Raw genomic sequence first — 24927 nt, forward strand, 5'->3', positions numbered from 1 at the left:
TATGCCCCTTTCTTACCACACAAAGGCGAGAACTTCGCCGCCAACGTTGTTCGCGCGGGCCGCCTTGTCCGTCATAACGCCTTTCGAGGTGGAGATGATCGCGGTGCCAAGGCCCTTCATGACCTTCGGCATATCTTCACAGTTGGTGTAGATACGCAGGCCGGGCTTGGAAACGCGGCGGATGCCCGAGATAACGGGAGCGCCGGTCTCGGTGTATTTCAGTGCGATGCGGATGACGCCTTGCTTGTCATCGGCGATGACCTGAACGCCCTTCACATAGCCTTCTTCCAGCAGAATGTTGGCAATCGCCTTTTTCAAGTTGGAAGCAGGGATGTCCACAGAAGGGTGTTTGGCAGTACTGGCATTGCGGATGCGGGTGAGCAGGTCCGCGATAGGATCAGTAATATTCACGCCACTAACCTCCTAAATTCATTGTAAAATCTGTTTGTGCCGGCAGCCGGACGGCTTACCAGCTGGCCTTCTTAACGCCCGGGATCTCGCCCTTGTAGGCAAGCTCGCGGAAGCAGATACGGCAAATGCCGTATTTGCGCAGATAAGCGTGGGGCCTGCCGCAGATTTTGCAACGGTTGTAAGCACGGGTGCTGAACTTCGGCGCCATCTGCTGTTTGATCTTCATGCTTGTCTTAGCCAAATCTCATGCCCTCCCTTAGTTCGCAAACGGAGCGCCCAGAGCCTTCAGCAGCTCTTTGGCCTCTTCGTCGGTCTTAGCGGTGGTTACGAAGCAGATGTCCATGCCGCGCACGGCGTCGATCTTATCGTAATCGATCTCAGGGAAAATGAGCTGTTCCTTCACACCGCAGCTGTAGTTGCCGCGGCCGTCGAAGGAGTTGCCGTTGATGCCGCGGAAGTCGCGCACACGGGGCAGAGCCACGCTGAAGAAGCGGTCCACGAATTCGTACATGCGTTCGCCGCGCAGGGTGACCTTCGCGCCGATGGGCATGCCTTCGCGCAGCTTGAAGTTTGCGACGCTCTTCTTGGCCTTGCAGACGATGGGCTTCTGGCCCGTGATCTTCGCCAGGTCGGAGAGGATCGCGTCCATGATCTTCGGATTGTCGCGGGCTTCGCCGCAGCCGACGTTGATCACGACTTTATCCAGCTTCGGGATTTGCATCACGCTTTTGTAGTTGAATTTCTTCATCAGAGCGGGAGCAATTTCCTTGGCGTAGGTTTCCTGTAATCTTGCCATTCTTTTCTACTCCCTTTCTTAAAACTCGGCGCCGCATTTTTTGCAGACGCGAACTTTTTTGCCGTCCTTTTCGGTGTGGCCCACACGCGTGGCCTTGCCGCACTTCGGGCAAACCGGCATGACCTTGCTGGCGTACATGGCGCCCTCGGCCTTGACGATACCGCCCTGCTCGCCCTGACGGCGGGGTTTCACGTGTTTGGTCACCATATTGCGGCCTTCCACGATCACTTTGCCTTCCTTGGGGCTTACCTGCAGTACCTTACCGGAGTTACCGCGGTCTTTGCCGCTGATAACCATAACGGTGTCGCCGGTTTTAACATGAACTTTTGCCATTCTGTTAAACCTCCTTACAGCGATTCCGGAGCAAGGCTGACGATCTTCAGGTAGCCATTGTCACGCAGCTCGCGCGCGACTGGTCCAAAGATACGAGTGCCCCTCGGGTTTTTGTCGTCGCGGATGATGACCGCGGCGTTTTCGTCGAAACGGATATAGGAACCGTCCTCGCGGCGCAGGCCCTGTTTGCTGCGAACCACAACAGCCTTGACCACATCGCCTTTTTTCACTTGGCCATTGGGCGCCGCTTTCTTCACGGAAGCTACGATCACGTCGCCAATGCCGGCATATCTCTTGCGGGAGCCGCCAAGCACGCGGATGCACATGATTTCCTTCGCACCGGTGTTGTCAGCCACTTTGAGATAGCTTTGCATCTGTACCATAAGACAGAATCTCCTTTCAAAGCTGCTCGCTTATTTCGCCTTTTCGATGATCTGCACCAGGCGCCAGCGTTTGTCGGCGCTGATGGGGCGGGTCTCCATGATTTCCACACGGTCGCCCACGCCGCACTCGTTTTTCTCGTCGTGCGCTTTGAACTTCACGGTGCGTTTCATGATCTTTTTGTAGAGAGGGTGCTGCACACTGTCCTTAACGGCGACAACGATGGTCTTATCCATCTTGTCGGACACAACGACACCCACGCGGGTTTTTCTCAAATTGCGTTCCATGTCTTTCCTCCCTCTCTTATTGTGCGTCTTTCAGCTCATTGCTGCGCATAACGGTCTTCACGCGGGCAATGTCTTTTTTGACGGTTTCGATACGGCCGGGATTCTCAAGCTGGTTGATCGCGTGCTGGAAGCGCAGGTTGAAAAGCTCTTCTTTCAGCTCGGCCAGTTTCTTGGTCAGCTCGGCCGCGCTCATATCACGCAGTTCATTCGCCTTCATTTACGCTTCCTCCAATCCTTCACGTTTCACAAACTTGCACTTGACGGGCAGCTTGTGTGCGGCAAGGCGCAGGGCCTCGCGCGCGGTCTCCTCGCTCACGTCCGCGATCTCGAACAGAACGCGGCCGGGCTTTACCACGGCCACCCAGTACTCGGGGCTGCCTTTACCGGAGCCCATTCGGGTCTCGGCCGGCTTCTCGGTAACGGGCTTATCCGGGAAGATCTTGATCCAAACCTTACCGCCACGTTTGATGTAGCGGGTCATGGCGATACGGGCCGCCTCGATCTGGTTCGAGGTGATCCAGGACGGCTCCAGGGCAACAATGCCAAAATCGCCCTGAGAAACTGTATTACCGCGCATGGCCTTGCCGGTCATACGGCCACGGTGCACGCGGCGGTATTTAACGCGTTTCGGCAGTAACATTATTTGTTGCCTCCTTCTTTCCGTGCTCTGGGCTTCGCGCCTTTCAGCACTTCGCCCTTATAGATCCAAACCTTGATGCCGATCTTGCCGTAGGTGGTGTCCGCCTCGGCAAAGCCGTAATCGATGTCCGCGCGCAGCGTCTGCAGGGGAATGGTGCCCTCGTGATAGCTCTCGCTGCGGGCGATGTCGGCGCCGTTCAGACGGCCGCCGATCTGGATCTTGATGCCCTTCGCGGCAACCGCGCCGGAGCCGCGGCGGGGGCTCATCGCATTGCGCATGGCCATCTTCGTGGCGCGGCGGAAAGCGATGCGGCGCTCAAGCTGGGACGCAATGTCCTCGGCCACAAGCTGCGCGTTGGTGGACATGTTGTTTACTTCCACGATGTTCACCAGCACGTCCTTGCCGGTCATCTTGGAGAGCTGAGCCTGGATCTTCTCCTTCTCAGCGCCCTGACGGCCGATGACCATGCCCGGCTTCGCGCAATGGATGGTAACGCGGATGCGGGGCTTGCTGGTGGCGTTGTCGATCGTGCGCTCGATCTCGATCTTAGGCACGCCGGCATTGTAAAGCTGCTTTTTCAGCACCTTGCGGATCTTGTAATCTTCAACCAGGGTGTCGCCGAATTCGCGCTTGGACGTAAACCAGCGGCTGTCCCAATCTTTGATGACGCCCACGCGAAGTCCGTGGGGATTGACTTTCTGACCCATACTGTTTTACCTCCTTACTCTTTCTCTTTGAGCACGACCGTGATATGGCTCGTTCTCTTCAAGATACGGAACGCACGGCCCTGCGCGCGGGGCATCACGCGCTTCAGCGTGGGGCCCGGGGTGACGAAACACTCGGCGACGTACAGGTTGTTCTTATCCATATTGTGGTTGTTTTCCGCATTGGCGGCGGCAGATTTCACCAGTTTGTAAAGGAGCTCAGAGGCGGCCTTCGGGGTGTACTGCAGAATCGCCAGCGCTTTGTCAAGGTCCTCGCCGCGGATGAGGTCCAGCACGACGGAAACCTTGCGGGGCGCGATGCGGGCGTATCTAAGATGTGCCCTTGCTTCCATTGTAATCCTCTCCTATCCTTCTTTATCGACCGGTGGTCTTGCCGCCCGCGTGGCCCTTAAAGGTGCGGGTGGGGGCGAACTCGCCCAGCTTGTGGCCAACCATGTCCTCGGTAACGTATACGGGAACATGCTTGCGGCCGTCATGCACAGCGAACGTGTGGCCGACAAAATCCGGGAAAATGGTAGAGGAGCGGCTCCAGGTTTTGAGCACGCGCTTCTCGCCCGCTTCGTTCATCGCTTTCACGCGTTTCAGCAGCACCGGCTGTACAAAAGGTCCTTTTTTAACACTTCTACCCATGACAGCTCTCCTCCTTACTTCGTGGCGCGTTTCACGATGAACTTATCGGAACGCGCGTGATGTTTGCGTGTCTTGTAACCCATAGCGGGCTTGCCCCACGGGGTGACAGGGCCGGGACGGCCCACCGGGCTCTTGCCCTCGCCGCCGCCGTGCGGGTGGTCGCAGGGGTTCATGACGGAACCGCGGACGGTCGGACGCCAGCCCATATGGCGCTTGCGGCCGGCCTTGCCGATGTTCACGTTCTCATGGTCGACGTTGCCGACCTGGCCGATCGTGGCGATGCAGTTCACGGGAACGTTGCGCATTTCGCCGGACGGCAGGCGCACCAGAGCGTATTTGCCCTCTTTCGCCATCAGCTGCGCCATGTTGCCGGCGCTGCGCACCAGCTGCGCGCCCTTGCCGGGGTACAGCTCGATGTTGTGGATAATGGTGCCGACGGGGATATTGGCGAACGGCAGGCAGTTGCCCGGCTTGATGTCGGCGCCTGCGCCGCTCATCACGGTGTCGCCCACCTTCAGGCCTTCCGGAGCAATGATGTAGCGCTTTTCGCCGTCCTCATACTGCACCAGCGCAATGTGCGCGGAACGGTTGGGGTCGTACTCCAGCGTCTTGACAACGGCGGGCATATCCACCTTGTCGCGCTTAAAGTCAATGACGCGGTACTTCGTGCGGTTGCCGCCGCCGTGATGGCGGACGGTGATGCGGCCCAGGTTGTTGCGGCCGGCGGATTTTTTCATCGGCTCGAGCAGGCTTCTCTCGGGCTCGACCTTGGAAAGAACCGAATAGTCGGTCACGGTCATGCCGCGGCGGCCCGGCGTAGTCGGTTTATACTTTTTGATAGCCATGTTCTTTCTCACTTTCTTGTCTTATGACATTATTATCGGAGTCATATCTCCATAGGCGGCCCCTCTGGGGCCTTGGCGCCTTCTTATGCGGCGCGCGCACCCATGTGCGCTTAGACCATGGATTCGAAGAAGTCGATGCCCTTGGAATCCTTGGTGAGGGTGACGATGGCTTTTTTGGACGAAGCCGTGTAGCCTGCGTGGGCACCCTGGCGGCGGAAACGGCCGCGCACGGAAATGGTGTTCACCTTGGCGACCTTCACGCCGAACAGCTCTTCAGCCGCGCGGGCGACGTCCACCTTGGTGGCGTTGGTGGCAACCTTGAAGGTGTACTTCTTCAGCGCGATGCCAGCCATGGAAGCCTCGGTAATGACCGGGGCGAGGATGATGTCCTGAGCGGGAGTTTTCATTACGCAAATACCTCCTCGAGTTTCTTCGCGGCATCCACGCTGATGACGAACTTGCCGCCGTTCAGCACTTCATAGGTGTTGATGCTGTCGGCCGTAGCGGTCTTGACGCCCGGGATGTTGGCGGCGCTCTTCACGAGCTTCGCGTCCACAGCCGGGGTGACGATGAGCGCCTTCTTGTCGGCGCCGATGGCCGTGAGCATGTTCACGACGGTCTTGGTCTTGTACTCGGCGGCCTTCAACTCGTCGATGACGATGATGTCGCCGCTCTGGGCCTTGCTGCTCAAAGCAGACAGCAGCGCCAGACGCTTGACCTTCTTGTTCAGGCGGTAGCTGTAATCGCGGGGCTTGGGGCCCAGCGCTACACCGCCATGCGTCCACTGCGGGCTGCGGGTAGAGCCCTGGCGCGCACGGCCGGTGCCCTTCTGGCGCCACGGCTTGCGGCCGCCGCCGGACACTTCGCTGCGCGTCTTGGTGCTCTGCGTGCCCTGACGCTGATTGGCGAGGAAATTCACAACAGCCGCGTGCATAACTTTTTCATTGGGAGTGATGCCAAAGACGGCGTCGGAAAGCTCAACCGTGGATACCTTCTTGCCGTTCATATCTAAAACGTCAAATTTTGCCATGATGCTTTCCTCCTTTACGCCTTCACGCTGTCAGAGATGCAAACCACGCTGCCCTTGGGGCCCGGGATCGCGCCTTTGATAGCGATCAGATTATTTTCTGCGTCAACCTTGACGACCTTGAGGTTCTGGATGGTAACGCGCTCGGCGCCCAGATGGCCCGGCAGGCGTTTGCCCTTGAACACGCGGGACGGCGTGGAGCAGGAGCCCATGGAACCGGCGTGGCGCGCCACAGGGCCGGTGCCGTGGCTTTCACGCAGACGGTGCTGGTTCCAGCGCTTGATGGCGCCGGCGTAGCCCTTGCCCTTGCTGGTGCCCACAACGTCGATGCGGTCGCCCACGGCGAACACGTCGGCCTTGAGGATATCGCCCACGTTCATGGCGCTGATGTCGTCCAGGCGGAACTCACGCAGCGTGCGCTTGGGCGCGACGTCCGCTTTATCAAAGTGGCCCTTGGCGGGCTTCGAAACCTTCTTGGCCGAAATATCGCCGTAGCCCAGCTGAACGGCCACATAGCCGTCGCTCTCCACCGTTTTCTTCTGCACGACCGTGCAGGGGCCTGCTTCCACGACAGTGACGGGCACGACTTTGCCGTTCTCGTCAAAGATCTGGGTCATGCCCATCTTCTTGCCGATGATACCTTTTTGCATTTCGTTTTGCCTCCTAACAGGTTATTGGTTGATGCCGTTCACGGGGCACCAACATGACCTCTCCTACGAGAGCTGACAAAAGGGGAACCCGCTGCATTGTCCTTTTATAAAAAGGAATTACAGCTTGATCTCGATGTCAACGCCGGCGGGGAGCTGCAGGCTCGTAAGAGCCTCGACCGTCTTGTTGGACGGCTTCAGGATGTCGATGAGACGCTTGTGGGTGCGGTTCTCGAACTGCTCGCGGCTGTCTTTGTACTTGTGTACCGCGCGCAGGATCGTGATGACCTCTTTGTCAGTGGGAAGGGGGACCGGGCCGGACACGCGGGCGCCTGTGCGCTTCGCCGTTTCCACGATTTTCTCCGCCGCGCTGTCGATGAGGGACGCATCGTAGCTCTTCAAACGAATCCTGATTTTCTCCTTGACTGCCATTTGTTTCGCCTCCTTAAAATTTTGCGTGGGACGAACCATTCGATAAATACTGAACACTGCGCCGGGTGTTTCACGCCATTGCATCAGAAAATCCGGTGAACCGCCATGCAGTTCCTCCGGAAGCACTTTCAGCAAATTAGCGTGGACATTGGTTTGAGGGGAGCAACTTCCCGCAAACGTATCCCTTTGCATTCAGTATTCTTTCGCCCGGTTCATTGATCGGACATACTCGGCGGAAAAACCGGCACAAAGTGCCGCAACCTCCCGCGTCAACGCATATCGCTGCCCTGCGAAAATGCAGGGCATTCGCAGTCGCCTAATAATAATACCAAAAACCCCTGCGCAATGCAAGGGTTTTTGATAAATTTTATAAGAAGTTTTCGATTTTACGCTTTGCACAGAACCCCCGATTTTCACCGGGCGGCGCTTGGTTATTTTACCGCGCCTGCTCATTTCGCCCGCAGGCGCTCCGCCAGCGCCGGGTCCGGCGTGACGACGGCCGTCTCGTAAGGGTCGTACAGCACCATGCCGGGCTTTGCCCCGTTCGCCTTCCAGACGTTCCGCACCTCGGTATAATCCACCTGCACCTTTGCGCCGCCGTTCTGGCTGGAGTGCACCGCCGCAAGGACGGCCGCCTCCGTCTTGGTGGTGTCCGGCACGGGCTGTCCGCCGCTGAGCACCACCGCGTGGCTGCCGGGCGCGTTCTTCACATGGAACCAGACATCCCTACCCCGCGCGGTCTTGAGCGTCAGCCTGTCGTTTTGGGCATTGTTCCGTCCCACCAGGATGGGGAAGCCGTCCGAGGACACATACCGCAGAAAATCCGCAGGCTTCTGCTTTTTGTCCTTCGCTTTATAATACTTCAGGTATCCCTGACTCTTCAGCTCGGCGCGGATCTCCGCCAGCGCGGCCTCGCCCTCGGCCGTCTCCACCTCGTATTGCACCGTAGCCAGATACTCCGCCTCCGCGTCGCTTTCCGCGATCAGCTCCGTCAGCATGCGGGCGGCCGTCTGTTTTTTCTTGTATTCCTTAAAATACTTCTGGGCATTGGCGCTGGGCGAAAGGCGCACATCCAGCGGGATCGTCACTTCCTTACCGTCATAGTAATTCGTCAGCGTCACGTTTTTCGCGCCGCGCTGGATGGCCCACAGATTGGCACTCAGAAGCTCACCGTAAACGCGCAGTTCCTCCGAGGCCGCACTCTGCGCCTGTTCCTCCCGGCGGGCGGCGGCTTTGCGCACGGCACGCTCGTGCAGATTGTGCACGGTCTTTGCCAAATCGCGGCTCTTCTGACGCAGGCGCTCCGCCTTGTCCTTGGCTGCGTAGTAGCTCTCCAGCAGTTCCGAATAGCTGCCGTATTCCACAAGATCCGCCCCGCTGTACTGCGTCAGCGGCAAAAAGCTGAATTCCACCGGGCGCCCGTCCACCACAACCGCCACCGGCGTGCCGCCGTCCGCGTAAGCCGCCTGAACAAAGGTCACCGCCTCCAGCAGAGCCGCCTTTTCCTGCTCCGTCATCCGGCTGGCGGTCACGTCCCGCCCGCCGAAAGCGCGGTACGCGGCTTCGCGGCAAACCACCGGGCCCACGCCGCCCGTTGTCTTGATGAGTGCCTCCGCTACGGGCAGTTCTTTCTGCGACACCGCCGCCACGATGCCCGCCGCGCTGACGCCCAGAAACGACGCCTTCTGCGGCTGGGGCGGCAGCGTGTAAGCAAGGCCCGGCAAAAGCTGCCGAACCTCGCTGTCCTCAAAGTCCACGCGTTTGAGCGCGTCGATGATCTTCCCCTCCGCCGCCGGGTTTGCCGGGTTTTTCGTCTGCACCAGCACCAGGTTGGAATACCGGCCCATCAGCTCGGCCGCCATCGTGTTCACCACGGTGTCGCCCATTTCGTTGGTGCACTGGAAGTCAAAAAACAGAATGCGCTCGTCCGGCAGCGTGCGCACCTCCAACAGCCGTCCGCCCGTGAAATGCTTGCGCAGCAGCATGCAAAACGAGGGCGGCGTCTGCGGATTCTCAAACGTCTCTTTTGTCAGGCACGCGCGGGCCGAGCCGCTGCGGGCCGAAAGGAACAGGCGCGGATTGTCCGTGCGCGTGCGCAGATTGAGTACGACCTCGTCCCGGGTCGGCTCGAATATTTTATCGATCCTCGCGTCCGCCAGTGCGGCGGACAGCTCTTTTGCGCACAGCGCAAGGGCAGCGGCGTCTAAAGCCATTGTTTTCTCCTTTTTCCATCCGGGCCAAAGCATTTCATCCCGCACACGCCCGGCAGCGGTTTCACCGGCGCGTTATCACTCACGCCGCAGATATTTCACAAAGCATACGGCCCCAGCACATACCGCGCTGTGGGAAACACCGAAAAAATCATCAGCATTCCAGCCTCATCCATCTTCTTCAGATCTCTTTCCATCGGCCGGAACCGTCGTTCGTCCGGCGCGCGCCTGTTTTTGGCATATTACTCTTTGCTGTCTATCATTACATTATATAATATATAACGCAAGCGGTCAAAGACCGTCTCTGCGTTCCAAAAAATCTTATATATGCAGGCAGGCCAAGGCTCCGCCCGTGCGGCCGCGTCAAAAGCAGCGATGCGCCTGCCAAACGACCGCGCTTCCCCGTTGTTAAAAATAAAGGAAAGGGTCCGCATCCGCAGCGCTGCGCTGTACACGCAGGCCCGGGAACGCTTCGGCGATCCGGTGCGCCAGTACACCGGCAATGGCTGTCTCCGTGGCAAAATGCGTCGCGGCTATCAGCGTGACGCCTGCCGCCAATGCATCCAGCGCGTCATGGTGCCCGGCCTCGCCCGTCACAAGGCAGTCCGCGCCCGCGGCGGCCGCCTCTGCGGAAAAATCGCCGCCGCTGCCGCTCACAACGGCCACGCGGCGCACCGGGCCGTGGGCGTCCGCCCATTTCACGGGCGCGGCAAGCGCCTTGCCCACAAATTGCGCAAACGCGGCCGCTTCCATCGTTTCCGGCAGCACGCCGACACGTCCGATGCCTCCGGCAAACGGCTCTGTGTCCCGCAGGCCCAGCGCCTGCGCCAGCACGTCGTTTACACCGCCCTGCGCCTTGTCCAGATTCGTATGCATGCATACGGCGGAAACGCCCTCCCGCACCAGCAGGGCGGGAACGTCATCCTGGCGAAGCTCCTTCAAAGGGCGAAATATGACCGGGTGGTGCGAAACAATTGCATTGCACCCCACAGCACGCGCTTCCCGCACCGTGGCGGGGGTGATGTCCAGCGCGCACAGCACGCCCGTCACCTCCTGCGCGCAGCGCACCAAAACGCCCACGTTGTCCCAGCTCTCCGCAATCTGCGCCGGGGCGATGCTTTCCAGATAAGACGCAAGCTCTGTCAGGCTTGGCATGTATTCGCAGCCTCCTCCACCGCGGCGGCAAGCGCCAGCAGCCGTTTTGATTCCTCCGGCGCGGCTCCCCGCGCCTCCTTTTTAAGAAGCATGGCCTCCCGGGCAAGATAGCCTGCCGCATGCGGTCCGCGCCCGGCACGGCCCACGACGCACCACAGAGGATCGGGCGTCTTTGTTCCGCCAGTATAAGCCGCGTGCATCACGGTATAATACCGTCCGGCGGCCAAAACCGGCGTCTCATCCAGCAGCGCAAAGCCGTGCTGTGCCAGCCAGCGGCGCAAAAAAGGGTGCTTTGTAGCCGGGATGAAGATGAAGCGCATGTCGGGTTTCGCGGCATAGAACGCTTCCGGAGCCTGCTCCAACATCCCGCACACCGTCACGCCCGAAACGCCCGCAATGACGATATCGTCCGCTTCGCCCGGGCGCAGCACAGAAAGCCCCGCGCCAAGGCGGCATTCCACCACGTCCCCGCAGCCATGCAGGGTAACGAGGCGCTGCGCCGTGGCAAGCGGGGCCGGGCGGATATCGCTTGCGATGATCTTTCTGCATTTGCCCTGCGCGGCCAGCGCCACGGACAGCCTGCCGTGGTCGCAGCCGACGTCCGCCGCCACGCAGCCCGGCCGTACATAAGCGGCCGCGGCGGCAAGGCGTGCGTCCAGGACCGGGGGCTGCAGCAGCTTACTTTCCGGCAATGGCCGCGTTCAGCTTGGCCAGCAGCGCGTCAACGTCCTGGCCGTGGACATAGCAGGCCTGCTCCACCGTCTCGCTGCGGGCGGACGGGCAGCCCAGACAATGCATGCCGATCTCAATGAACAGGGGCGCGGTCTCCGGCGCGGCGTCCAGAATATCGCCGAGAATGGTGTCTTTGGTAATGGTCATGGAAAAATCCCTCCGTAAAACGATATACAAAAGCCGGGCTTTCCGGCTCTGCTGCTGATGACGCTTCCAGCCTCATGCGCGCAAAGCGCGCGTGGCGGCGTAAGCGGCGGCCTTGAGGTTATTATACCACGATGCCGCCGCAGGCGGCCACAACAAAACCGCACTTGCTGCGGTTTTGCGCGGTTCAATGTTCTCAAAGCCCTGTGCGTTAGCGCAAAAGCGAGTGCGGCGCACACGCGCAGCCGCGGCAGCGGCGGCTTTGAGGTTATTATACCCCAAACGCCGTCAGGTTTGCAAGAGGCTCCCCGCCTTGCCGGAGCCTCTGAGGCAACAGAGAGAAAGCAGCGGCCGGGCACCGCTGCTTTTATCAACCGTAAAGGGCTTCATTCATTTTGCGAAGGGAAGCGTCCAACGCCGTGCCACGCGCTCAGGCACGCAGCAAAAAGCACCGGTCGGCCAAAAGCGCCGTCCAGTACACGGCGTTTTTATAGCGCAGCGTCACCCAGGTAAAGCCGCCGTAGCACCCCACCGACTGCGCCACCGCCTCGTACCGGCCCACAGGAAGCGTACCCGCCACGTCATAAATATCCGGCTTGTAAAAATACTCACAGTTAAGCGTCCCATATACCTCCAGCTTCAGGCCGGGCACCGGCACCATCTCCAGCCCGGGTATCTCAGGTTCATAGCCATTGTAGCCTCCCGCCTGAATGGCCGGCAGAAAATCCACATACGAATGGTCCAGGTCCACATTGCCCGATATACCCGGTACACGCCCTGTGCTGGAATACTGCCACATCTGGTAAGCGCCCGGATAGGTAACGCTGCCCGTGTAATCCGCCACAAAAAACGGATAAGCGCTGAGCTTCGCCATATCCAGCCGGTTTTTCGCAAAATTGGAATAGGTGTACAGGCCCGGATACCACCCCGCCGCACGCAGTTTTTCCAGTGCGTAGAGCGCAAGCTGCGTCGCCCTCGTCCGGCCCAGTGCGGCGATGCCCTCGGCCTCCATATCTACAAATACCGGATATTCCAGCTTCTTGCCCGCCAGAACTGCCGTCAGCGCCTCCAGCTCCCTGTCGGCGTAGCTCTCTGTTTGGGCATAGGTGTAGTAATAAACACCCACCCGAAGCCCGGCGGCCTTTGCCCCCGCATAGTTCTTCTCGAACATGGGGTCTACATACACGCCGGAATTGTTGGAGGATACCGCGCGGATAACGGCAAACTGCTTGCCCGCCCGGGCCACTGCGGCCCAGTCGATGGTACCCTGATAACGGGATACGTCGATTCCCGTTTGATAAATAGCTGCCATAAAAACCTCCCTGCTGCCGCACAGGCTGTGCCGGGCGGCGGCCGCCTCTTTCGGCGGGCGGCTGGCCGGTCTGCAGCGGAGCGCGGCATGCGCCCCCTGCGTTCATCCTATGCGTATCCGCAGCGTTTTGTCCGCGCTTCGGGCGCATGATGTTCGTTTGCACAGCACGGGCGTACATGCTATACTGAAAAAGCACGGCGCTCCAACAGGACAGCGCCGCATCGGGAGGCTTTTTTGTGGAGATCGATATCAGACGCGCGGCTCAGGAGGATCTGGATGCCGCGGAGCAGCTTTACAACGATGTCTGCAGCGCTTTGGAGGCCGGTACAAACTGGCCCGGCTGGCGGCAAGGCGTTTACCCCACCCGCACCGACGCCCGGCGCGCCCAGGCGGCCGGGGCGCTGTACCTCGCCTGGGACGGTGCCCGCGCCATAGGAAGCATGGTGCTGAATCACGACGCCGACCCGGATTATGCCCAGGTTCCCGGCTGGGGACCGGACGCGGACTGGCCGCACCTGCTGCTGATCCACACGTTGGCCGTACATCCCGCGTATCAGGGGCGGGGCCTGGCCCGGCGGCTGCTCGCCCATGCGGAGGTCCTTGCGCGGCAAAGCGGCATGCGTGCGCTTCGCCTGGATGTCTGTGTGGGCAACGTCCCTGCCATCCGCCTGTATGAGCAGTGCGGCTTTGCGTGCGCCGGCACAGCCGAGATGCACTTCTGCGTCGGCACCGTCGACCCGTGCCGCCTGTACGAGAAAACGCTGTGACACGGGACAGCACGCGGAAAGAAGGCCGTGCGCACCCGGACGACCCGCGCGTCCGTATTTTGCTGCACCGCATCGCCGCAGCCTGCCGCAACACCCTCGGCGACACGCTTGCGGGTGTTTACGTCCACGGCTCTCTCGCTTTCGGCTGCTTTTGTTGGACACAAAGCGATATCGATTTTCTCGTTGCTGTGCGAAGGCCGCTTTCTCAGGCGCAAAAGGAGGCCCTGTTCCGCGCGCTGCTGGCGCTGGAGCCGGACGCCCCGTCCAAAGGGCTGGAGATGAGCGCAGTACTGGAGGCATACTGCCGGTCCTTTATCCACCCCGCGCCCTACGAGCTGCATTATTCGCCCATGCACCGAGCCCGCTGCCTGCGTGACCTCCCCGCTTACTGCGCGGAAATGCATGGCGCAGACCTGGACCTTGCGGCGCATTTCACCGTAGCCCGCGCCGTCGGCCTCACCCTTTGGGGGCCGCCTGCCGAAAGCATGTTCGGTCCTGTGCCCCGCGCGGCGTATCTGGACAGCATCCGCCAAGACGTGGGCACCGCCTGTTCGGACATCCTGCGGACGCCCGCCTCCACCACGCTGAACCTGTGCCGAACGCTTGCTTTTGCACAGGAAGGGCTCGTCTTGTCCAAAGAACAAGGCGGGCTTTGGGCCGCGTGCCGTCTGCCGCCCCCATATGCCGGCTTCGCACAAAGCGCGGCGGAAAGCTACCGTTCCGGCGCGCCTTTTCTGCCCGCGCCCGCACAGGCACAGGCATTCGCAGCCTTTCTTCTGCCGTCCATCTTCCACCCGGACTTCTTCGGGCAAAACATTTGAGCACAAGCCGGGATACGACAGTGAAAAGAGCGTTTCCCGCAGGCTGTCCCGCCTGTGGAAAACGCTCTTTTTATCTCCTGTTTTACCGTTCAGCCGCCACGCAGCGCGCGCTGTGCCACACCCTCGGCGGCTTCCAGATCCGCGCTGCGCACATAAACATACCAGATGCCCGCATCCGCGGAGTGCGCGTTCGTCATGCGGCGGTCGGCCCCGGTGTAGTTGCGTCCGCTGCGCACGATGCATTCAAAGCCGATACCGGCCTGCTCCAGTGCTGTGCGCACGGCGTAAAGCTGTGGGCCGTCTTTTCCCATATACACCTCTCTGCGCTGCCAAAACCACATGCCCGCTCCGCTCCTTTCCCTCGCAGCCGCTCACCGCACCGCAGCGATGCGTTCGATCTCGTCCAGCTCCTGCTGGGTAAACGGCGCGGCGTTTACTATGGCGGCGTTCTCCACGATCTGCTGCGGACGGGACGCGCCAATGAGCACGCTGGTCACGCCGCTGTCCTTGAGCACCCACGAAAGCGCCATCTGCGCCAGCGTCTGGCCCCGGGCGGCAGCCAGCTCGTTCAGCGCCGCGATCTGTGCCAGCCGCTCCGGCGTAAGGGCGCTCTCCTTCAAAAAAACACCGCTTTTTTTGATGCGGCTGTCTGCGGGCACGCCGTGCAGATATTTGTCCGTCAGCAGTCCCTGCGCCAGCGGGCTGAAAGCGATGACACCCACACCATGGGCCGCGGCATACGCCTTCAGCCCGTTTTTTTCGATGGTGCGGTCAAAGATGGAGTACCGGCTCTGATTGATGATGAACGGGCAATGCAGCTCTTTCAGGATAGCCGCCGCCCGCGCTGTCGTCTCGCCGTCGTAATTGGAGATGCCGGCGTACAGCGCCTTACCCTGCTGCACGGCGGAAGCCAGCGCGCCCATGGTCTCCTCCAGCGGGGTCTCCGGGTCCATCCGATGGGAATAAAAAATATCGAAATACTCCAGCCCGGTGCGCTTGAGGCTCTGGTCCAGGCTGGCCAGCAGATACTTGCGGCTGCCGAAGTCCCCGTAAGGGCCGGGCCACATGGTATATCCCGCTTTGCTGGAAAGCACCAGCTCATCCCGGTAGGGACGCAGGTCTTTTTCAAAAACACGGCCGAAATTCTCCTCGGCAGCGCCGGGCACAGGGCCGTAGTTGTTCGCCATATCGATGTGCGTGATGCCGCAGTCGAATGCGGCGCGAAGCATGGCGCGCATATTGTCGAAGGCGTCGCACGAGCCGAAGTTGTGCCACAGCCCCAGCGAAACGCGGGGCAGCTTCAGGCCGCTTTTGCCGCAGCGGGCGTATTGCATCGCCTCATAACGGCGCTCGTTGGCAGTGTAAGGCATGGTTGGTCCCCCTTTTGTCTTTTCTTTTATTTATTTTGAATTCCGCGGCGGACGGCCCGCCAGCAGATATGCGACCCAGGCAAACGGCGCAAGCGCCACCAGCAGCACCCAGGTGCGGTAATTCAGCGTGCGCGTTCCGCCGTGGCCCCTCTGGTACAGCAGCACGCAGATGCGCGCCAAAATATCCGCCAGCCCCGCCAGAGCGACGATCAGAATCCCTTCCGTAGCTTTCCCTCCCCGGCGATATTCTTTGCCTATTTGTTGCGCTACTGCCATATTTCCAGGCTCGCACTTCCCATCCTGCCCGTGTTCACTGGGAGACATGGTATCCTACGCCGCCAAGCGCATCCTTCGCCTGCGGCTCGTATTCGCTAAACGGCCCTATTATAACACGACGCCGCTGCAAGGCGGCCTTCCACAAAACCGCACCTGCTGCGGTTTTGCATGGTTCAAATTCCCCAAAGTTCTGTGCGCCGGCACAGCAGCGTGTGTTTTTGCATACGCGCAGCCGCATTAGCGGCAACTTTGGGGTCATTATACCGCAACCCGCCCTCATGCGCAAGAGAAAAAACGCGGCACGCCCCGGCTACCGGGAAGCCACGGCATGCGCATGCCCGTGTGCGTTTTCGAAAAAACGACGGACATTCCCCCGCGCCAAACGGGCATCCCCCGGTAAGAACGGGACAGTAGCTTTGCCCAAACCGTTCCCGGTGGCCGAAAAAGGCCGAAACCGGCTTTTTTCCGCCTTTGCGCCCCCAAAGACTATCCTGTATAATATCTATCATACCGCGGGGCCGCTGCAAAATGGCCCCGCGGGCAGCAGAAGCGCTCCCCATCCGTCGGCGCCAGCGGCGGGAGCGCTTCCATCCTTCCGCACCCGTAAACACAGGAAACATTGCCTCGATTTCTCTCCCGCAAAGGGCAGCGGTCGCTCTCACGCACCGGCAGAATTTTTATTGTTAAAACACGTCGAACCGTATGCGCCGAAAGATTCAGCTTCCTTCCTGCTGCCGGCAAGCTTCCCATTGCTAAAAACGCCGCTGAACCGCATGCGCCAAGGGATTCAGCTTTCTTCCCGCTCCCGGCAAGCTTCCCATTGCTAAAAACGCCGCTGACCCGCATGCGCCGAGAGATTCAGTTTCCTTCCCTCAGCAACAAGCTTCCCATTATTAAAAAAGGAGAAAAATATGAAAGAAGTAAAAAAATTCCGATTCATCCCCATCCTGCTCGCAGTCATTCTCGCCGTGTTTCTGCTGCTCTCCAGCGTCACGACCATTCCCGCGGGCCACACCGGCGTCGTCACCACCTTCGGAAAGGTGAGCGGCACCGTGCTGGGCGAGGGCCTGCATTTCAAATTGCCGTTCATCACCAATGTTGTCAAAATCGACAACCGCGTGCTCAAAACCGAGGTATCCAGCAGCTCCGCCAGTAAGGATCTTCAGACTGTCAACAGTACCATTGCGCTGAACTACCGCATCGGCCGCGCCAATTCGGCCAGCATTTATCAAAACATCGGCACGGATTTTGAAAATGTGCTCATCAATCCCGCCATTCAGGAATGCGTAAAAAGCGTCACCGCCCAGTTCACTGCCGAGGAGCTCATCACCGAACGCCAGAAGGTAGGCGACCTGATGCGCGAGGCGCTGGCCGAAAAAATCGGCCCCTATGGCTTCGACATCGAGGTATTCAACATCACCAGCTTTGAGTTCAGCGAGGAATTCAACGCCGCCATCGAGGCCAAGCAGACCGCCCAGCAGAACGCGCTGAAAGCCGAGCAGGACCTGGCCCGCATCAAAGTGGAAGCTCAGCAGCAGATCGAACAGGCCCGTGCCGAGGCCGAGAGCTACCGGCTGAAAAATCAGGAGATCACCCAGGAAACACTTGCCATGGAATGGATCAACAAATGGGACGGCAAGCTGCCCAGCGTCGCTTCCGACGGCTCGATGATGTTCGATATTTCCGATATCATCGCCGCAGCCGGCTCCGGCAAAAGCGCCTCCGCTCCCTCAACACCCGTGGCTCCCTCAGCGCCGAGCGCCGCTTCCGCCGCAGCCGGTGAATGAGCATTTTGTCCTTCTCTCGAATACATTTTATTCAAAAACCGTCAATATGTGCAATTTTTGCCCGTCTGCCGCGTGCAGACGGGCATTTTTGTGCATTGACAACCGCGCAGCAGCCTTTATAATAAATACTATACACTTTATTTTGATAAAGTGATTTTGTATTTTGGAGGAAAAGGAATTATGGCACGAGTATACAATTTCAGCGCGGGCCCATCCATGCTGCCCGAATCCGTCCTGAGAACCGCTCAGGCAGAGATGCTTGAGTACGGGTCATCCGGCCAGAGCGTGATGGAGATGAGCCACCGCAGTTCTGTGTACGACGCCATCATCAAGGAGACCGAGGCCGCTCTGCGCCGCGTGCTCTGTATTCCGGATAATTATAAGGTGGGCTTCATTCAAGGCGGCGCGTCCACACAGTTCGCCATGGTGCCCATGAACCTGATGACCACCGGCGAGGCCGATTATCTTGTAACGGGCCAGTTCTCCGGCAAGGCCGCGAAGGAGGCCGAAAAATTCGGCAGGGTGAATGTGCCCGCCTCGTCCAAGGATAAAAACTTCACCTATATTCCGGACGTTGACGCCGTCGAATATTCCAAAAACGCCAGCTATATCCACATTTGTGAAAACAACACCATTTACGGCACGCGCTTTACAAAGCTGCCCCATGCGGACGGTGTGCCGCTGGTGGCCGATCTATCCAGCTGCATCCTCAGCCGTCCCACAGACGTCTCCCAATACGGGCTGATCTACTTCGGCGTGCAGAAAAATGTCGCGCCCGCGGGCATGGCTGTAGCCATCATCCGGGAAGACCTGATGGAAAACGCCCGCACGGATATCGCCCGGCCCGCCATGCTGGATTACAAAACGCTCATCGACGCCGAGAGCATGTACAACACGCCGCCCTGCTACACCATCTATATGATGGGCCTTGTGCTGAAATGGATCGAAACTGAAGTGGGCGGCCTTGCCAACATGGAGGCCCGCAACAACGCCAAGGCCAAGCTGCTGTACGATTATCTGGACGGCTCGTCTTTCTTCAGCAATCCCGTGAACAAGCCGGACCGCAGCATCATGAACGTCACATTCACCAGCCCCAGCCCGGAGCTGGACAAAAAATTCTGCGCCGAAGCCGCGGCTGCGGGCTTTGTCAACCTGAAGGGACACCGCAGCGTGGGCGGCATGCGCGCTTCTATTTATAATGCCATGCCCGCCGAAGGCGTGGAAAAGCTGGTGGAATTCATGAAGCAGTTCGAGGCGGATAACGCCTGACGCACAGCCGGAACAGGGGGAAACGAAAATGTACAATATCAAAACACTGAACAATATTTCGTCCAAGGGGCTGGAGCGCCTTTCCAGCAATCTGTTTGCCGTGGATGAGGAGGGCGCGCAGCCCGACGGCATTCTGGTGCGCAGCGCCGCCATGCAGGATATGGCGCTGCCGGAAAGCCTGCTGGGCATTGCACGGGCGGGCGCAGGCGTCAACAATATCCCGGTGGACAAATGCAGCGAGGCAGGCATCGTGGTGTTCAACACGCCGGGCGCCAACGCCAATGCGGTGAAGGAACTGGTGCTGGGCGGGCTGGTGCTGGCCAGCCGCAAGGTAGGCAAAGGCATGGAGTGGGCCAAAACGCTGGCCGGCCAGGGCGACGCCATCGGCAAGCTGGTGGAAAAGGGGAAAAGCCAATTTACCGGGCCGGAGCTTGCGGGCAAGACCCTGGGCGTCGTGGGCCTGGGCGCCATCGGCGTGAAGGTCGCCAATATGGCCACCCATCTGGGCATGGAGGTGCTGGGGTACGACCCGTACATCTCTGTGGAGGGTGCCTGGAGCCTTTCGCGCAGCGTGCGCCACTGCGTCAATTTGTCCGACCTCATCGCCCAGTGTGACTATATCACGCTGCACATTCCCGCCACGGCTGAAACAAAAGGCTTTGTGAACGACAGCCTCATTGCCCAAATGAAGCACGGCGTGCGCATCCTGAACTTTGCCCGGGGCGAGCTGGTGAATACGGCCGCCATGGTGAACGCGCTGAAAACGGGCCGCGTGGCCTGTTATGTGTGCGATTTTCCCAGCGAGGCGCTGCTTTCCGCGGAAGGCGCGGTGTGCATCCCGCACCTGGGCGCCTCCACACCGGAGAGCGAGGACAATTGTGCCGTGATGGCCGCGGATGAGCTGGGGGATTATCTGCTGAACGGCAACATCAAAAACAGTGTGAACTTTCCCTCGGTCTCCATGCCTCGTGCGGGCGGCAGCCGCATCTGCGTGGTACACCGCAATATCCCGGGCATCCTGGCCGCCATTACAGACGTGACCAGCAAGGCGGGGCTGAATATCGACAACATGACGAACAAATCCCGCGGGGATTATGCCTATACGATGCTGGACACCGGCGGCAGCGTCGGCACGGCCGACGCCGCCCGCCTGTTGGACGTAAGCGGTATCATCCGCGTGCGTGTGGTGTGACACAGCCGCTGCTAAAAAGCGAAGAAACAGACGCCCTGCGCGCCCAATGGCGCGCAGGGCGCTTCAGCTTGTCGAAAAAGCTGCGCTTTTGCGCCAAGCTGCCTACGAACAGGGCCTTTGGCCCCGTTCGCCGCGCACGGCGCGGGGCCATTTTAAATGAAAAAGGGGTTCACCACCCCTTTTTCAAGCTTTTTCCCCGGACTTTTCTTTTACTTCTTTGCTTTTTTCGACAGTCTGACGCCCTGCGCGCCATTGGGCGCGCAGGGCGCTTTTTCTATTCCAGCTCAAACAGCGCGTCCTCATAATCCTGCACATAATAGCGGATATTCGTGCGGCCCCGCCGGATGACGGTGTGCCCCTCTGCCTCCAGACGCGCACGTTGGGCCTCCGCGCCGCCCGGATATTTTGCGTTCAGCTCGCCGTCCGCTTTCAGCGTGCGCCAGTAAGGCGTTTCGTCTGTCTGCCGCTGGGCGCTGGCCCATGCCGAAATGGATACAAAAATGCCCGCAGTGATGGGGTCGGTAAAATCAGCGCCGTTTTTCCGGGCGAAATATTCCCGGATCTTCCCTACCGTGAGTACTTTTCCGAAAGGCACCCGCTTCATTACCGCGTCATAATCCGCCGCCGGGGCAAAGTACATCCGTGCTCCGCCGTATTTTTGCACTGTGGCCGCGTCCGTCACCAGCTGTATCCTGGGCATATCCGTGGCCCTGTGCAGCATCGCGTTGAAATCTTTCTTATCCTCGTTCGCCATTGCGAAACCACCTCCTATGCCCTCAGCATACCGTATCGGAGCCGGACATGCAATGAGGCGGTTTGATTTTTACGGCAGAATTTCCACATAATAAAGCACCGGGCAGCAGCATGCGCCGCGGCCCGGTTTTGCCGAATGTTTCAGTCGCTCAGTGGCTGTTCAGCACGCGGTCGATGGTTTCCATCGCCCGCTCCGCGCTGGCGCCCGCCTTTTTCATCATCTTTTTCATTTCCTTCGGGTTTTTCTGAGCCACATACGCGCCCGCCGCGCCTACCGCGCCGCCGGCCAGCAGCCCTAAGGCCGCGCCCTTCATCATACTCTCTGTATTTTTGCGCATATTTATCCTCCTCGTTTTATTATCTTTTGTATGCATTGCCGCGGCTTGTGCCGCTTTATTGCTAGTATGCCCGCCGGTGCGCCAAAATGCGGGGGCAAATTTTTCCACTTGTTCATAAAACCCCCTCTTATTCCGGCAAAAAATATGCTATACTAAAGAATAACCGCAGGCCGCCGTCTGTGCGGCCCGGAGGAAAGGAGGGCCCGCATGCAAAAACAGCATACCGTTCTGTGCATACAGGATCTCTCCTGTGTGGGACGGTGCAGCCTGGCCGTTGTGCTGCCCGCTCTGGCCGCCATGGGCGTGCAGCCCTGCGCGCTGCCCACGGCTCTGCTCTCCACCCACACCGGAGGGCTTGGCAGGCCCGCGCGCACAGATGAGAGCGGATTTATTTCCGCCGCACTGGCACACTATGCGCAGCTGGGCCTTGCATTTGACTGTGTATACAGCGGCTATCTTGCCGGCGCCGCACAGGTGGCGCTGGTGGAACAGGCCTTCCGCCAGGCTCCGGCGGCGCTGAAGCTGGTGGACCCTGTGATGGCGGACCACGGCAGGCCCTACGCCTCCATGACGCCTGAAATACGCGCCGCCGTCGCACAACTGTGCGGACAGGCGGATGTGATCGTCCCAAATGCAACAGAAGCCGCGCTCCTTCTGGAGGAGCTTCCCGGCCCGGCGGCGGACGGAACGCGCGCCGCCCGCCATGCATCCCTTTTGCTGCAGCGCTTTCCCGCGCTGCGCTGCGCCGTGGTAACCGGCGGCGCTCTTTCGGACGGACAGCGGGGCAACGTGTGCGCTGTGCGCGGCAGGGCGCCCGTTTTCCTGCCCTATTCCCCCGTCCCCCAAGATTATCCCGGCACGGGCGATCTGTTTGCCGCCGTGCTCACCGGCGGGCTACTGCGCGGCTTTTCCGAAGCCGCCGCCATCCGTCTCGCCGCGCGTTTTGTGGCGCTGGCGGCTGAACAGACCCTTCACGCCGGAGCGGATCCCCGCTTCGGCGTGCGGTTCGAGCCGCTTCTCGGAACGCTTTCCCACTGGGCCGAAACGCCTGCACAGCCCTGTACGGACGCTGTTTTTCCGCTGTAAAAACACCAGACAGAAGGAGCGCAATCTCACCCATGAAACCGTTGAATATCGTGCTGGTGGAGCCGCAGATCCCCCAAAACACCGGCAACATCTCCCGCACCTGCGCGGCCACGGGCGCGCGGCTGCACCTTGTGGGGCCCATGGGCTTTACCGTGGATGACAAAAAGCTCAAACGTGCCGGCCTTGACTACTGGCACCTGCTTGATATAACATATTATGAAGGGCTGACGGATTTTTTTGCCCGCAATGAAGGTCCGTTTTACTATTTCACCACAAAGGCACCGCAGCGCTACACGGACGTCGCCTACCCCGACGGCGCGTACCTTGTATTCGGGCGCGAAGACGCGGGCCTGCCCGAAGCATTATTGGTAGAAAACCAGGAAGCCTGCGTGCGCCTTCCGATGATCCCGGACGCACGCAGCCTGAATTTGTCAAACACGGTGGCTGTGGGCGTATACGAGGCCCTGCGCCAGCGTGATTTTGCGGGTCTGCTCGACACCGGGCGCCTGCGTGGATATGAATGGAAGTGAACAAGTGAGTAAAACAGCTGTTTTGACGGATTCCGCCAGCGACATCCCACGCGAGCTGGAAGAAAAATACGGCATTGATATCCTCCCGTTCAGCATCGTGGTGGACGGGCAGAGCTATACCGAACGCGTGGATTTCACCAACGAACAATATTACGAGATGCTCACCAAAGCCGAAGGCATCCCCAAAACATCGCAGATCACGATGCTGCGCTTTTTGGAAAAGTTTTGCACGTATGCCGACGAAGGCTATACGGATGTGATCTTCGTGTCCATCAATTCGGCCGGTTCCAACACCTACAACGCGGCCTGCATGGCCGCCGAGAGCCTGCGCGACGAACGCCCCGGCTGCACGATGAACGTGCATGTGGTGGACAGCCACACCTATTCCATGACATACGGCTGGCACGTATGCGAGGCCGCGCGCAAGCTGCAGGCGGGCGCGGACGTAAAAAGCGTCGTGGAATATCTGGAGGACCAGCTGGCGCGTATGGAGATCATGCTCTCCATGTATACGCTGCGTTTTGTAAAAAAGAGCGGCCGTGTCTCTGCGGCAGCCGCATTCGCCGGCGAGCTGCTCGGCCTGCGCCCCATCATCCATATGGTGGACGACACCACCTCCACCATCGCCAAGGTGCGCGGCGACAGCGCCGTGATGCCCGGGCTCATCGTCCAGACCAAAAAACGGATGGCAGAGGGCACGCCTTATCTCATCGGCGCAACGGACGATGGCAACGCCAAAATGCTGGCCAAGATGTGCAAAAAAGAATTCGGTTATGCGCCGGCCGCCACTTTCCTGCTGGGAGCGGCCGTCGCCACGAACACAGGCCCCAATGCCGTGGCCATCGTATACCAAGGTGAAAAACGCCGCTGAACCATCCTTTTTTCCGGATGGACAAGCGTCCGCGCCCCATAAGAACATAAAAGGAGAACGTCCCAATGGGAAACCCCATCCTGTATATCGTGATTCCCTGTTACAATGAAGAGGCCGTGCTGCCCCTGACCAGCGGCATGTTCCTGAAAAAAATCAAAGACCTTGCCGCAGCGGGCAGGATATCAGACAAAAGCCGCATACTGTTCGTCAACGACGGTTCCAAGGATAAGACCTGGGACATCATCCGAAGCCTGGCTGAAGCGGACGAGCATTACAGGGGAGTCTGCCTTTCCCGCAACCGCGGCCATCAGAACGCTCTGCTGGCGGGCCTGATGACCGCCAAGGACCTGGCCGACGTGACCATTTCCATCGACTGCGACGGCCAGGACGACATCAACGCCATGGACGCGATGATCGACGAATACTTGGCGGGCATGGACGTGGTGTACGGCGTGCGCTCCAAGCGCGAGACGGACACCTGGTTCAAACGAACCACCGCCGAGGGCTTTTACAAAGTGATGAAGGCGCTGGGAGCGGATGTGGTGTTCAATCACGCCGATTACCGTCTGCTGAGCAAACGCGCGCTGGAGGGCCTGGCCGAGTTCCGGGAAGTGAACCTGTTCCTGCGCGGCCTTGTGCCGCTGGTGGGCTACCGCTGCTCCAGCGTATACTACGAGCGCGCCGAACGCATTGCGGGTGAAAGCCATTACCCGCTGAAGAAAATGCTTGCCTTTGCCTTCGACGGCATCACCAGCCTTTCGGTAAAGCCGCTGCGCCTCATCACGCTGGCGGGCATGCTGGTCAGCGCCGTCAGCTTTATCGCCATCATCGTCACGCTCATCACAAAGCTGGTGGGCTTTACGGTAACGGGCTGGACAAGCATGATCTGCGCCATTTACTTCCTGGGCGGCGTGCAGCTGCTGGGAATCGGCGTCATCGGGGAATATGTGGGCAAGATCTACAACGAAACAAAAGCGCGTCCACGCTTCATCATCAGCGAGACGACGTTTGAAAAGGAGAAAGGTTGAAACATTGTAATCTGAGTACCATTCCGAAAAAGGACGCAAAAAACCAAGCCCCCATAAGCGGGCGAAATTCAAGCTATGCTTAAATCCTATGTAACTGTAGGTGCCGTTACCAAATAACCTTGTCTCTGAAGG

General features: G+C 59.6%; 35 protein-coding genes. 9 read left to right on the forward strand and 26 right to left on the reverse strand.

Annotated features, from left to right (window positions below; translation table 11 throughout):
* Window positions 1-12: 12 nt before the first annotated feature.
* The 21 genes from rpsH to IIY41_RS02760 form a co-directional block, all read right to left on the reverse strand.
* On the reverse strand, window positions 13-411 hold the full coding sequence (rpsH, locus tag IIY41_RS02660; protein ID WP_009322244.1) for a 30S ribosomal protein S8: 399 nt from the start codon (window positions 409-411) through the stop codon (window positions 13-15).
* Between the two features lie 55 nt (window positions 412-466).
* Entirely contained in the window at window positions 467-652 is a 186-nt protein-coding gene (locus IIY41_RS02665; protein WP_009322242.1) for a type Z 30S ribosomal protein S14, read from the reverse strand.
* 15 nt (window positions 653-667) lie between these two features.
* Window positions 668-1207 (reverse strand): 50S ribosomal protein L5, encoded by a 540-nt coding sequence (rplE, locus tag IIY41_RS02670; RefSeq protein WP_009322240.1) that lies wholly within the window; start codon window positions 1205-1207, stop codon window positions 668-670.
* A gap of 18 nt (window positions 1208-1225) precedes the next feature.
* Complete coding sequence (gene rplX, locus IIY41_RS02675) at window positions 1226-1540, reverse strand: 50S ribosomal protein L24 (protein ID WP_009322238.1); 315 nt, start codon at window positions 1538-1540, stop codon at window positions 1226-1228.
* Between the two features lie 14 nt (window positions 1541-1554).
* Window positions 1555-1923 carry a 50S ribosomal protein L14 gene (rplN, locus tag IIY41_RS02680; protein ID WP_009322236.1) on the reverse strand — a complete coding sequence of 123 codons (369 nt, stop codon included), beginning with the start codon at window positions 1921-1923 and terminating at the stop codon, window positions 1555-1557.
* Window positions 1924-1953: 30 nt separating this feature from the next.
* On the reverse strand, window positions 1954-2208 hold the full coding sequence (rpsQ, locus tag IIY41_RS02685; protein WP_009322234.1) for a 30S ribosomal protein S17: 255 nt from the start codon (window positions 2206-2208) through the stop codon (window positions 1954-1956).
* Between the two features lie 16 nt (window positions 2209-2224).
* The gene (rpmC, locus tag IIY41_RS02690; RefSeq protein WP_009322233.1) at window positions 2225-2425 is read right to left on the reverse strand and encodes a 50S ribosomal protein L29; all 201 of its coding nucleotides are present in this window, start codon (window positions 2423-2425) and stop codon (window positions 2225-2227) included.
* The gene (gene rplP / locus IIY41_RS02695; protein WP_009322231.1) at window positions 2426-2848 is read right to left on the reverse strand and encodes a 50S ribosomal protein L16; all 423 of its coding nucleotides are present in this window, start codon (window positions 2846-2848) and stop codon (window positions 2426-2428) included.
* Window positions 2848-3555: a 30S ribosomal protein S3 gene (gene rpsC / locus IIY41_RS02700; RefSeq protein WP_009322229.1), complete on the reverse strand. Its 708-nt coding sequence runs from the start codon at window positions 3553-3555 to the stop codon at window positions 2848-2850. The genes rplP and rpsC overlap by 1 nt, the downstream gene beginning before the upstream one ends.
* Before the next feature lie 14 nt (window positions 3556-3569).
* Complete coding sequence (rplV, locus tag IIY41_RS02705; RefSeq protein WP_009322227.1) at window positions 3570-3905, reverse strand: 50S ribosomal protein L22; 336 nt, start codon at window positions 3903-3905, stop codon at window positions 3570-3572.
* A 22-nt stretch (window positions 3906-3927) separates the two neighbouring features.
* Complete coding sequence (gene rpsS / locus IIY41_RS02710) at window positions 3928-4203, reverse strand: 30S ribosomal protein S19 (RefSeq protein WP_009322225.1); 276 nt, start codon at window positions 4201-4203, stop codon at window positions 3928-3930.
* A 14-nt stretch (window positions 4204-4217) separates the two neighbouring features.
* Complete coding sequence (gene rplB, locus IIY41_RS02715) at window positions 4218-5048, reverse strand: 50S ribosomal protein L2 (RefSeq protein ID WP_009322223.1); 831 nt, start codon at window positions 5046-5048, stop codon at window positions 4218-4220.
* Window positions 5049-5158: 110 nt separating this feature from the next.
* Entirely contained in the window at window positions 5159-5455 is a 297-nt protein-coding gene (rplW, locus tag IIY41_RS02720) for a 50S ribosomal protein L23 (protein WP_009322221.1), read from the reverse strand.
* Window positions 5455-6078: a 50S ribosomal protein L4 gene (gene rplD, locus IIY41_RS02725; protein WP_009322220.1), complete on the reverse strand. Its 624-nt coding sequence runs from the start codon at window positions 6076-6078 to the stop codon at window positions 5455-5457. The genes rplW and rplD overlap by 1 nt, the downstream gene beginning before the upstream one ends.
* A gap of 14 nt (window positions 6079-6092) precedes the next feature.
* Window positions 6093-6725: a 50S ribosomal protein L3 gene (gene rplC, locus IIY41_RS02730; protein ID WP_009322218.1), complete on the reverse strand. Its 633-nt coding sequence runs from the start codon at window positions 6723-6725 to the stop codon at window positions 6093-6095.
* Window positions 6726-6842: 117 nt separating this feature from the next.
* Window positions 6843-7154, reverse strand: a complete 312-nt coding sequence (gene rpsJ / locus IIY41_RS02735; RefSeq protein WP_009322216.1) for a 30S ribosomal protein S10 — start codon at window positions 7152-7154, stop codon at window positions 6843-6845.
* A 449-nt stretch (window positions 7155-7603) separates the two neighbouring features.
* Window positions 7604-9367, reverse strand: a complete 1764-nt coding sequence (locus tag IIY41_RS02740) for an Rqc2 family fibronectin-binding protein (RefSeq protein ID WP_050004798.1) — start codon at window positions 9365-9367, stop codon at window positions 7604-7606.
* 405 nt (window positions 9368-9772) lie between these two features.
* The gene (locus tag IIY41_RS02745) at window positions 9773-10519 is read right to left on the reverse strand and encodes a Nif3-like dinuclear metal center hexameric protein (protein WP_287399581.1); all 747 of its coding nucleotides are present in this window, start codon (window positions 10517-10519) and stop codon (window positions 9773-9775) included.
* The gene (locus IIY41_RS02750) at window positions 10507-11211 is read right to left on the reverse strand and encodes a class I SAM-dependent methyltransferase (RefSeq protein WP_287399583.1); all 705 of its coding nucleotides are present in this window, start codon (window positions 11209-11211) and stop codon (window positions 10507-10509) included. The genes IIY41_RS02745 and IIY41_RS02750 overlap by 13 nt, the downstream gene beginning before the upstream one ends.
* Window positions 11198-11398, reverse strand: coding sequence for a DUF1858 domain-containing protein (locus IIY41_RS02755; RefSeq protein ID WP_009322208.1), 201 nt, complete (start codon window positions 11396-11398; stop codon window positions 11198-11200). Before IIY41_RS02755 ends, IIY41_RS02750 begins: the two co-directional genes overlap by 14 nt.
* A gap of 427 nt (window positions 11399-11825) precedes the next feature.
* The gene (locus tag IIY41_RS02760; RefSeq protein ID WP_205485888.1) at window positions 11826-12707 is read right to left on the reverse strand and encodes a glycoside hydrolase family 25 protein; all 882 of its coding nucleotides are present in this window, start codon (window positions 12705-12707) and stop codon (window positions 11826-11828) included.
* Between the two features lie 236 nt (window positions 12708-12943).
* Here IIY41_RS02760 and IIY41_RS02765 point away from each other — a divergent pair, with 236 nt between their 5' ends.
* Complete coding sequence (locus IIY41_RS02765) at window positions 12944-13474, forward strand: GNAT family N-acetyltransferase (RefSeq protein ID WP_058723187.1); 531 nt, start codon at window positions 12944-12946, stop codon at window positions 13472-13474.
* Window positions 13471-14295 (forward strand): aminoglycoside adenylyltransferase domain-containing protein, encoded by an 825-nt coding sequence (locus tag IIY41_RS02770; protein ID WP_287399587.1) that lies wholly within the window; start codon window positions 13471-13473, stop codon window positions 14293-14295. The genes IIY41_RS02765 and IIY41_RS02770 overlap by 4 nt, the downstream gene beginning before the upstream one ends.
* 89 nt (window positions 14296-14384) lie before the next feature.
* Here IIY41_RS02770 and IIY41_RS02775 read toward each other — a convergent pair whose 3' ends face one another.
* Genes IIY41_RS02775 through IIY41_RS02785 form a run of 3 tightly spaced genes read right to left on the reverse strand, consistent with a single transcriptional unit; the run spans window position 14385 to window position 15941 of the window.
* Window positions 14385-14636 (reverse strand): hypothetical protein, encoded by a 252-nt coding sequence (locus tag IIY41_RS02775; protein WP_009322200.1) that lies wholly within the window; start codon window positions 14634-14636, stop codon window positions 14385-14387.
* A 30-nt stretch (window positions 14637-14666) separates the two neighbouring features.
* Window positions 14667-15665: an L-glyceraldehyde 3-phosphate reductase gene (gene mgrA, locus IIY41_RS02780; RefSeq protein ID WP_287399589.1), complete on the reverse strand. Its 999-nt coding sequence runs from the start codon at window positions 15663-15665 to the stop codon at window positions 14667-14669.
* A gap of 30 nt (window positions 15666-15695) precedes the next feature.
* The gene (locus IIY41_RS02785; RefSeq protein ID WP_287399591.1) at window positions 15696-15941 is read right to left on the reverse strand and encodes a hypothetical protein; all 246 of its coding nucleotides are present in this window, start codon (window positions 15939-15941) and stop codon (window positions 15696-15698) included.
* A 911-nt stretch (window positions 15942-16852) separates the two neighbouring features.
* On the opposite strand from IIY41_RS02785, the gene IIY41_RS02790 reads away from it, so the two are divergent.
* The 3 genes from IIY41_RS02790 to IIY41_RS02800 all read left to right on the forward strand — a co-directional run bounded on the left by IIY41_RS02790 (window position 16853) and on the right by IIY41_RS02800 (window position 20189).
* Entirely contained in the window at window positions 16853-17728 is an 876-nt protein-coding gene (locus tag IIY41_RS02790) for a prohibitin family protein (protein WP_069971801.1), read from the forward strand.
* Window positions 17729-17908: 180 nt separating this feature from the next.
* Window positions 17909-18997 (forward strand): 3-phosphoserine/phosphohydroxythreonine transaminase, encoded by a 1089-nt coding sequence (gene serC, locus IIY41_RS02795; RefSeq protein ID WP_009322192.1) that lies wholly within the window; start codon window positions 17909-17911, stop codon window positions 18995-18997.
* 28 nt (window positions 18998-19025) lie between these two features.
* A complete protein-coding gene (locus IIY41_RS02800; RefSeq protein WP_009322190.1) occupies window positions 19026-20189 on the forward strand; it encodes a phosphoglycerate dehydrogenase in 1164 nt (387 codons plus the stop codon).
* 274 nt (window positions 20190-20463) lie between these two features.
* Here IIY41_RS02800 and IIY41_RS02805 read toward each other — a convergent pair whose 3' ends face one another.
* Window positions 20464-20943 carry an MGMT family protein gene (locus IIY41_RS02805; protein ID WP_009322183.1) on the reverse strand — a complete coding sequence of 160 codons (480 nt, stop codon included), beginning with the start codon at window positions 20941-20943 and terminating at the stop codon, window positions 20464-20466.
* A gap of 148 nt (window positions 20944-21091) precedes the next feature.
* A complete protein-coding gene (locus IIY41_RS02810) occupies window positions 21092-21280 on the reverse strand; it encodes a hypothetical protein (protein ID WP_009322181.1) in 189 nt (62 codons plus the stop codon).
* 207 nt (window positions 21281-21487) lie between these two features.
* Here IIY41_RS02810 and IIY41_RS02815 point away from each other — a divergent pair, with 207 nt between their 5' ends.
* From IIY41_RS02815 to IIY41_RS02830, 4 genes are all read left to right on the forward strand, one after another.
* Window positions 21488-22366 (forward strand): PfkB family carbohydrate kinase, encoded by an 879-nt coding sequence (locus tag IIY41_RS02815; RefSeq protein ID WP_009322179.1) that lies wholly within the window; start codon window positions 21488-21490, stop codon window positions 22364-22366.
* Between the two features lie 32 nt (window positions 22367-22398).
* Window positions 22399-22896 carry a tRNA (cytidine(34)-2'-O)-methyltransferase gene (locus tag IIY41_RS02820; protein WP_009322177.1) on the forward strand — a complete coding sequence of 166 codons (498 nt, stop codon included), beginning with the start codon at window positions 22399-22401 and terminating at the stop codon, window positions 22894-22896.
* Between the two features lie 4 nt (window positions 22897-22900).
* On the forward strand, window positions 22901-23767 hold the full coding sequence (locus IIY41_RS02825; protein WP_117473232.1) for a DegV family protein: 867 nt from the start codon (window positions 22901-22903) through the stop codon (window positions 23765-23767).
* 65 nt (window positions 23768-23832) lie between these two features.
* On the forward strand, window positions 23833-24795 hold the full coding sequence (locus IIY41_RS02830) for a glycosyltransferase family 2 protein (protein ID WP_287399596.1): 963 nt from the start codon (window positions 23833-23835) through the stop codon (window positions 24793-24795).
* The last annotated feature ends 132 nt before the right edge of the window (window positions 24796-24927 follow it).

Source organism: Ruthenibacterium sp., assembly GCF_017421385.1.
Taxonomy (GTDB): Bacteria; Bacillota; Clostridia; order Oscillospirales; family Ruminococcaceae; genus Ruthenibacterium; species Ruthenibacterium lactatiformans.